10 protein-coding genes and 3 pseudogenes are annotated in these 15,022 nt (G+C 58.2%); 4 read left to right on the forward strand and 9 right to left on the reverse strand.

The features are described from left to right. Positions 1-30 precede the first annotated feature (30 nt). Together hisC and HZZ16_RS23145 are read right to left on the reverse strand one after the other, a co-directional pair. Complete coding sequence (gene hisC, locus HZZ16_RS23135; RefSeq protein ID WP_197952051.1) at positions 31-1,125, reverse strand: histidinol-phosphate transaminase; 1,095 nt, start codon at positions 1,123-1,125, stop codon at positions 31-33. Between the two features lie 1,355 nt (positions 1,126-2,480). After that, a complete protein-coding gene (locus HZZ16_RS23145; protein WP_197952053.1) occupies positions 2,481-2,762 on the reverse strand; it encodes a helix-turn-helix domain-containing protein in 282 nt (93 codons plus the stop codon). Between the two features lie 619 nt (positions 2,763-3,381). Here HZZ16_RS23145 and HZZ16_RS23150 point away from each other — a divergent pair. The 3 genes from HZZ16_RS23150 to HZZ16_RS23155 all read left to right on the forward strand — a co-directional run bounded on the left by HZZ16_RS23150 (position 3,382) and on the right by HZZ16_RS23155 (position 4,599). Beyond that, positions 3,382-3,654 carry a DNA -binding domain-containing protein gene (locus HZZ16_RS23150; protein WP_197952055.1) on the forward strand — a complete coding sequence of 91 codons (273 nt, stop codon included), beginning with the start codon at positions 3,382-3,384 and terminating at the stop codon, positions 3,652-3,654. A gap of 164 nt (positions 3,655-3,818) precedes the next feature. Next, on the forward strand, positions 3,819-4,013 hold the full coding sequence (locus HZZ16_RS38320) for a transcriptional regulator domain-containing protein (RefSeq protein ID WP_376707583.1): 195 nt from the start codon (positions 3,819-3,821) through the stop codon (positions 4,011-4,013). A gap of 46 nt (positions 4,014-4,059) precedes the next feature. Continuing rightward, positions 4,060-4,599, forward strand: coding sequence for a DUF2285 domain-containing protein (locus tag HZZ16_RS23155; protein ID WP_197952057.1), 540 nt, complete (start codon positions 4,060-4,062; stop codon positions 4,597-4,599). A 259-nt stretch (positions 4,600-4,858) separates the two neighbouring features. On the opposite strand, the gene HZZ16_RS23160 is transcribed toward HZZ16_RS23155, so the two are convergent. The 7 genes and pseudogenes from HZZ16_RS23160 to HZZ16_RS23190 all read right to left on the reverse strand — a co-directional run. Then, complete coding sequence (locus tag HZZ16_RS23160) at positions 4,859-5,767, reverse strand: LysR family transcriptional regulator (RefSeq protein WP_197952059.1); 909 nt, start codon at positions 5,765-5,767, stop codon at positions 4,859-4,861. A gap of 164 nt (positions 5,768-5,931) precedes the next feature. After that, the gene (locus HZZ16_RS23165; protein WP_197952061.1) at positions 5,932-6,213 is read right to left on the reverse strand and encodes a helix-turn-helix domain-containing protein; all 282 of its coding nucleotides are present in this window, start codon (positions 6,211-6,213) and stop codon (positions 5,932-5,934) included. A 619-nt stretch (positions 6,214-6,832) separates the two neighbouring features. Beyond that, positions 6,833-7,615: a phosphocholine cytidylyltransferase family protein gene (locus HZZ16_RS23170; RefSeq protein WP_246510328.1), complete on the reverse strand. Its 783-nt coding sequence runs from the start codon at positions 7,613-7,615 to the stop codon at positions 6,833-6,835. Positions 7,616-7,700: 85 nt separating this feature from the next. Next, on the reverse strand, positions 7,701-8,639 hold the full coding sequence (aepX, locus tag HZZ16_RS23175; protein ID WP_197952063.1) for a phosphoenolpyruvate mutase: 939 nt from the start codon (positions 8,637-8,639) through the stop codon (positions 7,701-7,703). Positions 8,640-9,195: 556 nt separating this feature from the next. Continuing rightward, a pseudogene (locus HZZ16_RS23180) lies at positions 9,196-9,654 on the reverse strand (transposase); the annotation flags it as partial. A 54-nt stretch (positions 9,655-9,708) separates the two neighbouring features. Further along, positions 9,709-11,098: pseudogene (locus HZZ16_RS23185) on the reverse strand (transposase). Between the two features lie 71 nt (positions 11,099-11,169). Beyond that, a pseudogene (locus HZZ16_RS23190) lies at positions 11,170-11,915 on the reverse strand (IS256 family transposase); the annotation flags it as partial. Between the two features lie 576 nt (positions 11,916-12,491). Here HZZ16_RS23190 and HZZ16_RS23195 point away from each other — a divergent pair. Next, positions 12,492-14,354 carry an alpha,alpha-trehalose-phosphate synthase (UDP-forming) gene (locus HZZ16_RS23195; protein ID WP_246510330.1) on the forward strand — a complete coding sequence of 621 codons (1,863 nt, stop codon included), beginning with the start codon at positions 12,492-12,494 and terminating at the stop codon, positions 14,352-14,354. Positions 14,355-15,022 lie beyond the last annotated feature (668 nt).

Raw genomic sequence — 15,022 nt, forward strand, 5'->3', positions numbered from 1 at the left:
GCGAGCGCACATCGGCGTGCGGTTGGCTATTCATCTCGTTTCATGCTCTGAGATCGCGGCAACCGCTGTCAAGAACGTGTCCATTTGCTCCTTTGTGCCGATGCTGATGCGAATGCAGTCCTCAAGGCCATCATCTGCAAAGATAGCAACGAGTATGCCGTCTCTCTCCAGCGCGGCATGCCACCACTTGCCGTCGTGTCCATTCGGCACCCGCGCCAGCAAGAAATTGGTATGAGAAGGCGCTACCCCGAATCCGAATTGACGTAATTGGGCCGCAACCCGCTCTCTTTCGCGCTTGATATGCCTATGATTCTCCTCGTAGGCCGCGCGATGTGAAAGGATGCTGACTCCGACCGCTTGCCCTATGATGTTCATGTTGAAGACGTTCTGGATGTTTCGCAGCCGTCCAATAATCTCTGGATGACCAAGGCCGAAGCCGACGCGAATGCCCGCGGCCGCATAGCTCTTCGACAAAGTCCTCAGGAGCAGAAGGTTGGGATAGCGGTGGACGAGCCTCAGACCGTTATCCGGTGCGAAGTCGACATAGGCCTCGTCCAGCACGATTAAGCGATCAGACTGTGCAACGAGGCGTTCGATATCGTCGATAGAGACGAACGTCCCGGTTGGGTTATTGGGATTGGCCAGCAGGATGAACTTGGCGTCCTTTGCCGGACCGAGGAGCAACTGTTCAATCGGAATGGAATGCGAGTCGCTCCACGACACTTCGAGGAGCTTGGCGCTCTGCAACAGAGCAAGCTTGCGATTGAACGAGAATCCAGGAGACATCATTGCGACGCTGTCGCCAGGTCCAAGCAAGGCCCTGTAGATCAGGGCGAGAAGCTCCGACGATCCGTTGCCGGCGATCACATGGTCCTTCGAGAGGCCGTAGGCATCAGCGGCAGCTTCTCTCAAGCCGATGTTGTCGTCTTCCGGATACAAATACTGACGTTCGAGCGCCGAGATCGCACTTCGCCATACCATTGTTGGTAGTGGAAATGGGTTCTCATTGGTGTTTAGTTTCACATAACGTGCATCTGGCGCCCGCCGTCCGGGCGATTGAGCGCCTAGCTCCTTAGCCGGCTGCGCAAGAGAAGAGAGCACACTTTGCAGTTTTACATCGATCATGTCCTTTTCCCTCTTGACGCGCAGACGGCTATTGCCATCGAGAGTGCGCAAGACGTTCCAACAACAGTCCATTTCGCGGACGTGGCGTGGCGCAGTCTGGAGCGTTGGCGGTGCGCGAGCCGAAAGTCGGCGGTTAAAGTACCGCCCATTGCTCATGGTGGTGCGCGACGTTGCGAGCGCGCTTGTCGATCTCAGCGCGACCGCGTGCAGCGGTGCGGAGTTGCCAAGCCAAGCTTTCTAGACCCAAGCCGCGAGCCTTGGCCTAGAAGTCGGTACTTAGACAGCGTCATGCGATGCTCCCCGGTGAGGCTAGCCCTGCGACGGCTTTTCAAAGGCCGCGGCGGCTTGTTTCTCGAACCTACAATTTGACGCTACGTGCGAATCAAGTCCCGTCGACGTGCCGCCGGGCGGCTCGCGCGAGCTTGAACTATCGAGCGGGTTGGCAGCGCCATTTTCCGCGCCGCCTCCTCGCCAAGGACCCGTCTCACGACCTCAGTGTTCGTGTCGGAGCAAATTTGGCGCCATTCTGCTCAAGTTGAGCGCGCAACTCGCGAAAGTTATCGATAAGTCCGTTATGGACGACCGCGACATTTCCGTTATATGCGGTAGGAGCGCCGGCGACCAAGACCGGCATGTTATCTGCCAGTCCCTCCATGCTCTTGTACGGGGCTGCTGCGCCATTCGGGGACGATTGCATTGCGGACATGGGAATAGCTGTGCGATTGCTACCGATCGGCGCACTGCCTATCACCGGTTTTTGTATGCGCTCTCAAGCTATTCTGGGTTTCGTTGTTCAAGGCCGCAAAGCTCATGCTGTCAATGATTGTTGTGTATTCTGCGGCTGTTGTCAGTTTTACCCGCCCTTTGGTCAAGCTGTTCAGCGATAGCGGGACGTCCGGAAATTGCCGCCTCGACTTGTATCGTTTTCCATCTGTTTTTGAGTTCTTTGGTATTGAGATTTTCGCGACGATGATGCTTCAGGCGTTCGGGAGAGCATGACTTAGTGTGGCGCGTTCAAGGTCCGGCCGATGGATTCCATGTAATTCCGGAGATTGCTCCGAGCGGGCTCAAGGAGTTCTCGAGTCCGTTGTTCCAGAATTGCGCCGACGCGGCAACTTAGTTCGGCAAGCCCCGCGCGCACTCTTAGAGATAGCCTCGGGCGCAAGCGGCCAGTCCAATCGATTTACGCGAGCGGCGTAAGTGCTCATTTCGAAGATGCTCTGGCTTACTTGGAAGCAGATCGGGCTGAGCGCTGTTTTGCAGTCGAAGATCGGAATGGCCGCCGTAGACTCGAAGGGGGCACGTGAGCCGCTCCGGCTCGCGTGCCCCCGTCGTTAGCGATAAACATCTCTCTTTTACCTCCTGTTCCGACACAGGTGGGCTGGCTTGCGTCCTCTGGACATCGGTTTGGGAGGCGCCGCACCCCTGGCCGGCTCAGCGAACAATTCGGACAAGTGAATACCCAATGTCATCGCGATACGGTCCAGGAGATCAATGCTCGGGTTCTCTTTCTGCTGCTCAATGCCACCCAAATACGAGCGGTCGATCCCGGCATCATAAGCCAATCGCTCTTGCGGAATGCCGCGATCTACACGGATCCGGCGCACATTCCAGGCCACAAGCGCACGAGCGTTCATGCGCAAAGCCAGCCATTCTGACGGCTATGAAACCACTGGTTATAGCCGAGCTATTCCGATAAGCTTGCCACAAGCAGTTGGCTGTCGGCGGACTATTGCTTTAACGCGGCAGGTCACCGTGAGACGCAGATGTCCTGGAGTTTGTCTTTGGCCCATCACAAGCGACCTCGCAGCGCGACAGCTCGCTACTGGGGGGACAGCAAAATGACCCCAGAGGTTCCGCCAGCTTTTTGCGGCGCCGCGACTCAATAGGACAACCGTTCAGCTGGAGCTCGAAAAGTGAACGAATTGTTTTCACTTGGCTGCCCTTTGGGCTGCGGCCTTTACCAGCCGCCTGGTAAACGACCGGCCTCCACTCCGTTGCCGATAGGGTGAAGAGGCAAGGACACCCTCAGCTGTGTGGCAAGTCTGCGATCAGCCCCCGTATGGACTGCAAGCAGATTCAGGGCCGATCAAAGAGCAGATGCACAGAATGGAGCTGTCCCATATGCGTTCGCGGCTATGGGTCCGGTCAAAAAGAGAAGGGGCCGCGACGATTCGAGCGGTACCAAAATGGCCGTAAGTTCGTTATCGTTGCTCGGATTTCGCTAGAATTTTCAGTTCGGTAGGAGTTCAGTCAGTGCCGGCCGACCCGAAGATCGCAGAATTGGCTCCCAGCGCGCCCGAGCTCACGTCATATGACAAGGAGCACGCCGTCACCTACATGCGGCTTCTCGATGCCGACGCTGACAAGGCAGATTGGACCGAAATCGCGCGCGTTGTGCTTGGGCTTAACCCGACCGTTGAACCGGATCGCGCGCGACGCACCTTCGAAAGTCATCTGACGCGGGCCAGGTGGCTAGCAGGCCACGGCTATCGTGATCTGCTGCGTGGCGGTTGGCCAAAGCAATGAACACCGCCGCTCTCAGGATCGGGGAATTTCTAGCAATCGCAAAAAACGATCATTCCATCGATTAAATGCGTGCAGGGCCGGTACGCGGTACGTACGCAGCCGGAAAGCGCCACAATCATGAGATGCACTTGCTCGCGTGTGTAATCTTGCGGGGAAGTTGCGACATGCGGGGTACTGACTGGAGATCTGAGGAAGCATACAGCGACCTCAAGAAGGCAGAAGCTGCCGACGTGGCATGGGAGTGGCTGCGCCGAGATCCCGATTACCAAGAGGATTATAGGCGCTTGTCTCGCCGCCAACGATCCAACGCAGCCACGGAGCAGTTGCGAGGAAAGTGGGGGCTCTCGTTTTCCAGCTGATCCGCAAAAGGCATTCGACCAGCAGGCTGTCTTCTGGGCACCTGAAGTGCTGTCGACCGTACTGCCTGTGCGGGCGGCCAAATGCGTGGTGCCCAAAAGCTACCAGATCGATTTTGGCAATCTGCCGGGCAGTGACGTTCGTCGCGCGCCGGATGGCTGGCATGCCATCGTGCCACTCGGAGGCGCGAAGCATCGCCTTTGGCTGAAGAGCCTTCCGGCGAGCGTGACTGTTGTCGTGGTCGATCTGCTGCTCGACGCGGATTTCGAGCTTCGCTTGCAGGCCGCACGTCGGTTTTGGCTCGCCCTTGAGCATCGGCCGCTCGGAACGCCTCCTCTTGATTTGCCAGCTTTGAAGCGGCGTCGCCTTATCCTCGCGCTACGCGCATTGGATGGATGGCAGGAAGGAAATAACTATCGCCAAATCGCGCAAGGTCTGTTTGGAAGCCACCGTGTTGCCGAGCGGGGCTGGAAAACAGACGACCTGCGCAGCCGAACCATTCGACTGGTTAAGCTGGGGCGGCGCCTCTTGCGCCTTCGCTGTCGCGCATTGCTCCAGAAGGGCCGACGCAGGAATGACACTTCATGAGCTCTCGGGCGATCAATGACCTCCGTTCTGCTTAGCCAATTCTTCTGACATGGCACGATCGCGGATAGGAGAGATCTCTACTCAGATCTCTCCCTCTGTCCCTTGTGGTCGGGATGGCTGCAACCGAGAGGTAATCCTGGTGGGAAGGAGACGCCGCCTCCTTGTTCGGATTGTCTTTCTGGTTGACGGCTCTCGATATGAACGGGGGAGGCGGTAAAGCGATCTGGCGCAGAGTCATCGAGGAGACCTGGAGAGGCTTTCAGGTAGCCTGAGCAAGCGTCGCCTTTTTGCAAAGGCGAGCAACCCATCGGCAAAAAGAACGAGCGATCTCGGGATGCTCGCTGCGATCCACCGCATAGGCGCGATATTGCATGCCACTTGGAGCGCGTGAGCCGGGAATGATTTGCAAAGCGCCACCTCGCACCAGATCACTGACGATGATTTCTGGTGCGACAAGAAGGCATTTTCCTGTCATGACTGCCGGCAGAGCAAGATAGTTGTGATCATAGCGCGCGCCCGCTCGGATGTCGTTTGAGGACAGGTTCATCGCCCTCAGCCACGTCGGCAGGATGTCGGGACGAGATGTGATGTTCAGTATCGGCGTTGATCGAACGATCGAGAGCTCTCTGCCCGCGACCAGATTGGGCGGCCCCACGCATACCAGCTCCTCATTGTAGATCTCCCAACTATCGGCAGGTTCGATGACGGAAAGGTCGCGTGTAATCAATATGTCGTAGTCATCCGAAGATGTCGGCGGCGATAGCGAGCTGACGACATCCACGATGACACCGCCCGCTTCAGCAGAGAACGCTTGCAGGTTTGGAATCAGAAGCGAGGAGGCAAAAGTCGATAGTGATGTGCGAATGACAATCCGATTGGCGTCCGCGGCCGCCCGCCGTCGCATTCTCTTGGCGGTGAAGCCGACTGTCTCGAGCGGTTCAGAGACCGCGTTAGCAAATAGTCTTCCGAACTCGGTCAAATGACTGCGGCGGCCGCGCCGCTCGATGAGGTCAGCACCGAGATAGTCTCGCAGGACGGACAAATAGCGGCTGACCGAGCTCTGAGTCGTTCCCAAGCTGCTGGCGGCGCGTGTGACGCTGCCTTCGCGTGCGACGATCACAAAAGCGCGGATGGCGTTTAGAGGAACTTCTTCGTCTTGAGCCGCCATTGTCTGCTCCGGCGCTGGATTGAATATCCATCACATTATTCGATGTCTATAACGGGATTACCGCGAATCAAGGCTCGGCTGCGCACAAAATCCGCGTGGGAGCGCTTTCATAACTTGGCAGGTACCACACAGATCAGCCCCCACGGCCTGGCCCTGTCAGGGGACTAGGTCCTTTTGCGGCGTGCCGCCTTGGGCTTGCGACCTTTAGGTAAGGTGGCGGGCGGCGGCGCCCCCTTGGATGGCCGAACAAACAGCTCGGAGACAGTAACGCCGAGCGTCTCGGCAAGGCGATCGAGAAGATCGATTGTCGGATTCGCCTGTTGCCGCTCAAGTCCGCCCATATAGGAGCGATCAATACCTGCATCGTAGGCCAATTGCTCTTGCGGAATACCGCGCTCAACGCGGATCCGGCGCACATTGTAAGCCACAAGCGCACGAGCTCTCATGCGCGAAGGCAGCCATTTCGATGGTCATCAAACCACTGGCTATAACCAACATAAAAAGATCACAAATTTCGATGTTTCCAATCGAACTATTCGATGCATGTCACCAAATCGTAGTTTCCCGACGCTACTGGGGCGGGCCACACCAGCGCTGGCATATCGGTCGTCGAGTGTGGCGGCGAAGGTCTTGCCGGCGCTGACTGGAGCTCGGTCGTTCCGCTCGCTCGGCAGCCGTTCGATTCTGCTACCCCATTTTGCGTGAAAGGCCTCGAGGCAAAATGCAAAGATGCTAACTGAGAGGGCGCCCATGGCCTCATCCGAAATAAAGTTGCAACGACGGATAAATGAGCGGGCCCCGCCCAAGTGGATTGTAGCGACAGCCGACCAGGCGAGGTCAGAATTGGCCTTCAACCCTGCATCACGTGGCGATCTTTGTGTGAGCTGCCACTACGCAGTCGAGGTGGTCGGATAGGACCGCCATCGCGATCAAGTTCAAGCCGATCGCACAACGCAAGAAACAGACTGACGAACGAAAAGATAAGGCCGCCAGTTATTATGGCCTTCGCAGGATCTCAGAGGCATTTGAGCATCGAAATCACCCATTGCGAAGCATGCCTTGATCTTACGCGCCCCTGAAAAGTCGCTCTGCGACTTGCAGATCTTCAGTCGTGTCAATTTCGTACCATCTGACATGGTCACACCGCGCAGTGGCAAGCTGCAGGCCGCGCAGGTCAATAAGATACGAAAGAAGTTCTTCGATGTAGGACTGGGTCGCGCCGGACCCTATGATTTGGTCCAGCGCTGGAACAATCGTCTCCTTGAGAGTCGGCGATGAAAGTCGGAATAGGTTCATCGTTTTGAAAAGCCGTGGGCCATTCGCAGTTAGGTTTGCACCGGTTTGCCTCATACGAAACTGCGAGATTAGGCCGTTTTCCGTTAACAGGACTGCTGAGCCTTCCATGGATTCGTCGAACGGAACGATGGCTGCTACATCAGTCAGGCCGCTGTCCAGCAGATGTCGCAGCGCGCTTTCCTCGAAGAACACATCGCCCTCGAGGAGAAAGCAATCTCCGGAAAGCAGCGCGTCACGCGCGAGCCAAAGCGAATAGGCGCTTCCAGTACGGTCGAAAGCCGCCGATGCCACATAGTTGATCGCGAGCGCGCCAAAGCGATGCCCGCACGCGTATTGAATAGCGTGCTTGCGATAACCGACCACGAGCGTCACCTCTTCGACCCCGACGGCTTCCAAATTTCTGAGCGCTTTGTAGAGAATCGGCGTACCGTTGACTTCGACCAAGGGCTTCGGCCGGAGGTCCGTGAGCGGCCGAAGGCGAGAGCCGACGCCGGCGGCGAGAATAATTGCTTTCTTGACAGTCATTTGGTCGCGCCAGCCGCCCAGATCCATGTGGTTCGCCAAAGGCGTAGTCTGTTCGACACATCTCTGGCAGTAGTGGAGCAGCAAACGTAGGCCTAGCCAATCGCGAATGACGCTAATGCTGCAGCTTGTTGGGATAGAGGTACCGCGCTTCGGCCTCGGCGAGTTCGTCATAGCTGAACAGTTCAAAAATATCTTCGAGGGGGGCGATATCGGGCTCGATGGTTGCAACGTTCTCTTCAGCGAAGATGCGGCCGCAGACCCGTCGCATTGCTGCGACGGCCGCGCGCATCGAGTGATTGGCCCAAATGACCGTCGAGATGCCGGCGCGACGATACTCGCAAGTCGGTGTCCGATAATATTTGGTTGGAACAATAACGACGGGCAACCTGTTCTGCCAAGCATCTGCGAACGAAAGGATTTCGTCCGCGGAGCTGCTTCGCGAGTGAATCAGGATCGCGTCAGCTCCGGCTTCACGGTATGCGTGAGCCCGTGCGATTGCTTCGTTCATTCCGTGTGCGGCGATTAATGCTTCGATTCGGGCTACAAGGACGAGCTCGTTTGCAACCGTGTCCTTCACGGCGCGCAACCGTCCGCAGAATTCGTCAATGTCGGCGAGGGGATGGCGGTTGCCAACAAACGAGTTTAGCTTCGGAAAGCAGCTGTCTTCCAGCGCAATCCCCGCCGCGCCGCGCTCACGGAGTTTGCGAGCCAGCAGACGGGCATTGTTGAAGTTCCCGAATCCGCCATCTCCGTCGACAAGAACCGGAAGTTGGCTTGAACCCACGATCCGCTCAACGGCGTCGACAAGCTGGCTCCATGATGCTTCGTTCGCGTCGCGGTAACCTAGAGAACAGGCAATCGACAGACCTGAAGCCCACAGGCCCTTGAAACCTGCTCGCCCGGCGATTGCGGCGGACAGGCCGTCATGCGCTTCCATGAGAAAGGAGAGTGCGCTGCTGGAGCAGACCTCAGCACGCAGAGCATCAGTTCGAGTTAGATCGACGGAATGATTATTGCCATGGGCAAGGACAGATGGTGAATGATCCTGCATGCCAAATCCGTGTTTCGAGGCCGACGTTATCCGGCTTCGAGCGTGACAGGTTTCTGGCATCTCAATCAATTGCGAGAACTGGTAGGTGACATGAATGGAACGTGTCGTGAGGATGAGACGACGTTACGCCCGCGAACGCATCTCATCGCAAGAGAGCGCGATGCATACGAAACGACTAGTTCTTCGAATTGGTGCGCTATGCTTATCTAGTGAAAGTTTTGAAGGTGGAACAGTCGATGGAGTGCAATTGGAGTGCCTTAGCTTGTCGCAGGGAGGCGGCGTAGGCCTCGCTCTGGATGACGGCCGTTCTCGAAGAGCGCATATCTCAGAGCTTGGGTGCGGCTGATAAACAAGCCGCCAAAGGCGCCCTCGTTCTCGGGAGACCGCATATCGGCCCGATCTCGGCAAAAGGGCGCTCGCACGAGGTCCGCATAGCTCAGTCCTTGAGCCGTTCTTCCGGCGATATTTGGTCTGTTTAATCCATCCGGAGATCGTGTCCCTGAGCGTGGTGTAACTGGCGGTGGGACACCGCGTTCGCCGGCAAGAGCCGGACTGGTCAGCTGGCGATAGCCGGGAGGCTGACGGTTGGATCATCGCTCAACGGCGCGATGGTTTCCAGCGTCATGTAACGGGCGCGCTGGACGGCCCATTCATCATTCTGTTCGAGCAGGATCGCGCCGATGAGGCGGACGATAGCGTCCTCATTGGGGAAGATGCCGACGACCTCGGTCCGGCGCTTGATCTCGCCGTTGAGGCGCTCGATCGGGTTGGTCGAGTGCAGCTTGGTGCGGTGCTGCGGCGGGAACGTCATGTAGGCCAGCACATCGGTCTCGGCCTCGTCGAGGAAGCCGGCGAGCTTGGGTAGCTTGGGGCGGAGCTGATCGGCGACCTTCCGCCATTGCGCTCGTGCGGCCTCGGCATCGTCCTGGGCAAACGCTGTGGCGATGAAGGCGGAGACGACACGCCGTCCACTTTTGCCGGCATGGGCCAGCGCGTTGCGCATGAAGTGCACGCGGGGGTCGTTGAAGAAGTGGCCATTAGATTTCGCGCGATGCAGCGACCGGCCCCGTCATGGCCCTCTCGTTAAAATCCGCGCTACGGCGCGCTCTGAAGCCGCAAACGCGCTATAAGGGATAATCCAAGGCAGAATAAGCGCAAGGAGAGCGGCTGCCAGCCGCTTCAGGTTGATGACGGCGGCCGTCAGGTAGGCCTGGATCTTCATATTCGGTAGACCACGCCGTATGGCGCGCGCCAGTCCGTGCCAGGTCTTGGCTTCGCCGTGGAAGCCCTCTGAGCGCCAGCGATGGCGCTGATAGAGCCGTCGATCCTGCTTACTCCATCGCTGGCGACGGCGGCGGGCGCGGAGCAGTGCAGGATAATCGTCACCGACAACAACTGCCTTGTTAACCCGCCCTTTGGATAGGCAATCGCTCTTGAGCGGACACCGGGCGCAATCCTTCGCCTTCGAGTAAAAGAAACGGCCGTGCTTGATGGGCCGCGCGGGGCGCAAGATACGTCCTCGTGGGCACTTCAAGATGTCGTTCTTGGCGTCGTACCGGAAGCGTCTGAGCGGTACGCGGCTCTTGATTGGTTCGGCTTTAGTTGGGATCAGGGCATCAATGCCGCGCCGCTCGAGCGCGCCGTAGACTTTAGCGTAGGCATAGCCCGCATCGGCGGTGACTACCTTGATGTCGATGCCCGTAATCGCTTCAACCTCATCGACTTGCGGCTCGATCATCTCCCCTTCGTTCGTTTGTCCAGTCGTGACCGCGACATCCAGAATGACACCGACCTTGTCATCGACGGCCGTGTGCTGCTTGTAAGCGGGTTCCAGCCGCCGGTTTCGGGCATTCGTGGCCATTGTCGCATCGGGATCACGTCGTGCAGATCTTCTTATACTTGCCGCTTTGCCGGCCCGTTCTCTCAGCCTCGCTTTCATCCTCGCTTTGATTTTCGCTCAGTACATCCACCACATGCTGCTCGGTGAGGCTGTCCCAACTCACATTGGCGCGGATCAGCGACGCATCAATGTGGACCACCTCCGCAGTGGCGATCTTGGCCTTCAAACAGGCCTCGACCGTACGTTTGAAGATCCTACGGAACCGCTCTTCGCCCCAGCGCTGGCGGATGCGCGTCAGGCTTGAATGGTGCGGTAGCTGCTCGTGCAGGCCATAACCAGCAAACCAGCGAATGGCGATGTTGACCTGAGCCTCACGCATCAGCTTGCGATCGTGTACGATCCCGGTGAGCAGACCAGCGAGCATCAGCCGTACCGCGGCTTCCGGATCGATGCCTGGCCGACCGTCGTTCATGCAATAGCAATCGGTGACCTCTTCCCTGAGCCAGGACAGGTCAAGTACACGATCGACCCGCGCCAGCACGTGCTCATCTGGGACGAGCTGTCTGAGCGTGCCAGTGATGAAGAGCTCCAACTGATCCCGCTCCTTGCGCCCCAGCATCTCGTTTGCTCCGCCCATCGCGAATCGCCGACCAAAACGGAATCAGCCAATTGCAGCTTTTTCAACGACCCCACGCGGCAGCGCTGCCAGGTCGCGTTGAGCACCTTGGCGACCGCCGCCTTGATGCCCTCATGGGCGTCGGAGACGACCAGCTTGACGCCGCGCAGGCCGCGGCGGGCGAGCTTGCGCAGGAACGCCGTCCAGAATGTCTCGGCCTCCGAGGGACCAATGTCCATGCCGAGAACTTCGCGCCGGCCATCGCTGTTGACGCCGACGCGACGATCACCGCGACCGACACGATGCGCCCCTGCTGGCGAACCTTCACGTAGGTGGCGTCGATCCACAGATAGGGCCAATCGCCCTCGATCGGGCGAGCGAGGAACGCCTTCACCTTGTCATCGATCTCCGCGCATAGCCGCGAGACCTGGCTCTTGGAGATGCCGCTCATGCCCATCGCCTGCACCAGATCGTCGACGGAGCGGGTCGAGACGCCCTGCACATAAGCTTCCTGCACCACGGCGGTGAGCGCCTTCTCGGCCATCCGGCGCGGCTCCAGAAAGCCGGGGAAGTAGGAGACTTTGCGCAGCTTGGGAATGCGCAGCTCGACCGTGCCGGCGCGGATCTCCCAGGTCCGGTCGCGGTAGCCATTGCGCTGGGCCAGACGCTCGGCGCTCTTCTCGCCGTAGGTCGCTCCGGTCTGGCCTTCCACTTCCAGCTCCATCAGGCGCTGGGCAGCAAAGCCGATCATCTCGCGCAGCAGATCCGCATCAGGGGTCTTCTCCACGAGCGTGCGGAGGTTCATCATCTCATCGGTCATCGGTGGTTCCTCGAATCAGGTTGGTGTCAGCAACCCGACCCTACCGGCGAACTGCCGGTGACCACGCAAAGCCGCCCGCCCGCTACGGCGCCATGGGAGGGCGCGCGTGCGGACGGCTTTGCTCTACCGAGCTACACCATCACCGGGGACACGACCCCATCCGGACCTGTTCAGTAATGTGGATGTTGATTGGAAGTGTCTCCTCTGAAGGGATCCCATCTGTGTATCCAATGGGCGAGGAATTCGGAGCGCCTCCTCGCACGGCTGGCCGACTCTGAGTTGACCATTCAAGTCCGGCGGCCGCCCGCCTCGCAGCTGCGCTGTCGATGGTTCATATCTTTAAGGAAGTTCACAATGCCGCCTACAGCGTTCCCGGCAGATCTGTTGAAGTCGGGCATGCCGGTGCCTTATGCGCAACGATCGCGCATAGGTCCTTGATCAAGTATCGATGCGGCAATTTGGCTCGGCAACTGGTCAGGTTTGCCGAAAGCGGCACCTGCCACAGTGTGGACAGAGATATCTCCGCGTTGATCGGCGACTGCACCAAACGCAAATATAGGTAGACGGAGTTACGACATGTTTCGTATTCATGGCACGTTCGATGCGTCAATGTTCGATCCCAGCGGTACATCACAGGCCGCGCAGCAAGACGAAACCATAGGCCAAGCGGCCTTCGACCTGCATCAGGACGAGATACCGCTGGAGCAGCAGCAAGAAGCAAGTGCAGGTCCTTCCTATGGTGTTGCCTCGGGCGACGTGGAGCATCGCTCGGTAAGCTATCAACCCGACATGAATCTGGTCGTCATTTCAAACCGCGGCGCGCCGTTTGACCCCAATAAACCCCAGACCGGCGGACTTGCCGCAGCCCTCCAGCCGGTCGTTGAACATTCCGGTGCGGTCTGGATGTTCTCCTCGGAGAACCGCGGCGACGGGACTGAGCGGCCCCTGCCACTGGTGAGGGCTGGCGAAGGCCATGTGGTCGAACTCGATTTGCCGGCCGCGCACCATCGCGGCTACTATCGAGACTATTCAAATTCAACCTTGTGGCCCATATTACACTCCCTGTCCGACCGGATGTCGCGCGCGGAAGAGGGATACGACAGCTATCGACAGATGAACAAATTCATCGCGCGTGCGGCGTTCGACTTGCGGGATCGAGACGCATTCTGGGTGCACGATTATCATTTGCTCCCGCTCGGGAGCGATCTGCATAACCTCGGCATCGAGCGGCCGACCGGATTCTTTCTGCACACGCCATGGCCAACGCCCGACATGATAGAGCGCGTACCAAACCATCGCGAACTGATGAAGTCGATGCTGGAATACGATCTGCTCGGCTTTCAGACAAACCGGGATCTGAACAATTTCTTGGCCTGCCTGCGAACCTATTTTGAGCTGGAGAGCAAGGATGGCGTTGTGACCACGGAGCGCGGCCAGACTCGACTTCAAAAATTCCCAATCGGCATCGATCCCAAGCAATTCGCAGAGCATCTTGCGGCAGAGCTCTCGCCCGCAGAGCAAGAAAAAATCTCGTCATTATTGCAAAACTTCGAGGGCGCCAAGTTTGCGATTGGCGTGGACCGGCTCGACTACACGAAAGGCATCGACAAACGCGTCGAAGCGTTTGACCAGCTTTTGGCGGCCGAGCCGGGCAGCATCTCGCTGTTGCAGATCGCGCCGTCCTCACGCGCTGACGTCGACGAGTATCAAAAGTACAAGGAGGACGTGGAGAATGCGATCAACCATGTCAATGCCGAGCATGGCACAGAGGAGTGGAGGCCGATCCACTACACGAATGACCCATTCAGCCAGGCTGCACTCGCGCGTCTTTACCGCGCGGCACATGTAGGCGTCGTCACGCCGCTGCGGGACGGCATGAATTTGGTTGCGAAAGAATATGTTGCTGCCCAAGATCCGAAGGATCCCGGCGTTCTGGTATTATCGAAGTTTGCTGGGGCGGCTGAAGACTTCAACAGAGACGAGGCTCTGCTGGTAGATCCAAACCATCCCGAAGAAATCGCGGATGCTATTTCGAAAGCGGCCAAGATGCCGCTTGAGGAGCGTGTCAGGCGCTTCCGGTCGATGATGGATAAGATTGGATCCTATACCATCCACGACTGGTCGGCGGACTACCTCCGGGAGCTGGACAAGAGCCGCATCACCGTTCCGGCTGATCAGTTCCACCATCTGGGTCTCGGCTGGACCAACGAGGCTCAGATGCCGCTTTATCAAAATTATGCCGCGGCGCTGACCGCCTATAACGAGATCGACCCCGCTGATGCAGCTTTGAAGGAGGCTGCCTGTGCAGACGTGAAGTCGGCCTTTGTGGCTTTAGCGGCTCCACTGAAGCATACACAGGACAGACTCTGGGATCTGCCGGCACCAACAGCTTCACGCGGTGATCATCGCGGACAAGAGCTCGGTGGCCGCGAGGACTGATCGTGAAAAGCATGGCAGGGCGGATGACAGACTTCTATAGCAGGACTTAGGAGCAATCCAGGCGTTGGCGCTGACGCGGTTCTTGCGGGCGGCGCAGGGCGGCCGGAAATCAAGACATCATGTGAGTGGTCCGTGATCAGAAGGGGCGATACAGTCAACTCAGGTTCTCTCTCTAAGCGACGTTGATGCGAGTGGTGGCGGCGCCAGTCGGAAGCGCTGCTGCCCGTTGATCGTTCCGCCACGGAGAGCGGCGCTTGCTCTTGGCCGCAACGCCACGTTACGGAACAGTTCGCAGTGAGGGTTGCACTAGCCTTGAACCGGCCCAGACGATCCGGCAGCAGCGGGCATTCTCGATCGAAAATCTCGCCCTTGATCTTCTTTATGCAATAGCGCTTCGATGAGGATCACGGCTCGTGCGTCGGTGCCCCGCCGGGTGGATCAGGATCGTTTAAGCTGGACCGTAGTTCCCTCAATTGCTGCTGATGCCTAGCTTCATTTTTCCGTTTTGCGCCGAAGAACCTAATCTGGTGCTTGTACTCGTTGTTGCTTGCTGGCTCAATCTCAAGACGTGTAACTAGGCCCTTTCGCGGGCGTTGTTACTCTCTTCGCTCAAGCGCAATCCTCTCGACATCAGTCAACGAACCTAGCTATCGGCGTGGCTTGTGGTT

This window comes from Bradyrhizobium glycinis, assembly GCF_016031655.1.
GTDB lineage: Bacteria > Pseudomonadota > Alphaproteobacteria > Rhizobiales > Xanthobacteraceae > Bradyrhizobium > Bradyrhizobium glycinis.

Coding starts and splice junctions, on each gene's coding strand:
- HZZ16_RS23170 (WP_246510328.1), bottom strand. CDS start 7,615: ATGGATCTGGGCGGCTGGCGCGACCAAATGACTGTCAAGAAAGCAATT.
- HZZ16_RS23195 (WP_246510330.1), top strand. CDS start 12,492: ATGTTTCGTATTCATGGCACGTTCGATGCGTCAATGTTCGATCCCAGC.
- HZZ16_RS23145 (WP_197952053.1), bottom strand. CDS start 2,762: ATGAACGCTCGTGCGCTTGTGGCCTGGAATGTGCGCCGGATCCGTGTA.
- HZZ16_RS38320 (WP_376707583.1), top strand. CDS start 3,819: ATGCGGGGTACTGACTGGAGATCTGAGGAAGCATACAGCGACCTCAAG.
- HZZ16_RS23165 (WP_197952061.1), bottom strand. CDS start 6,213: ATGAGAGCTCGTGCGCTTGTGGCTTACAATGTGCGCCGGATCCGCGTT.
- HZZ16_RS23160 (WP_197952059.1), bottom strand. CDS start 5,767: ATGGCGGCTCAAGACGAAGAAGTTCCTCTAAACGCCATCCGCGCTTTT.
- aepX (WP_197952063.1), bottom strand. CDS start 8,639: ATGCAGGATCATTCACCATCTGTCCTTGCCCATGGCAATAATCATTCC.
- hisC (WP_197952051.1), bottom strand. CDS start 1,125: ATGATCGATGTAAAACTGCAAAGTGTGCTCTCTTCTCTTGCGCAGCCG.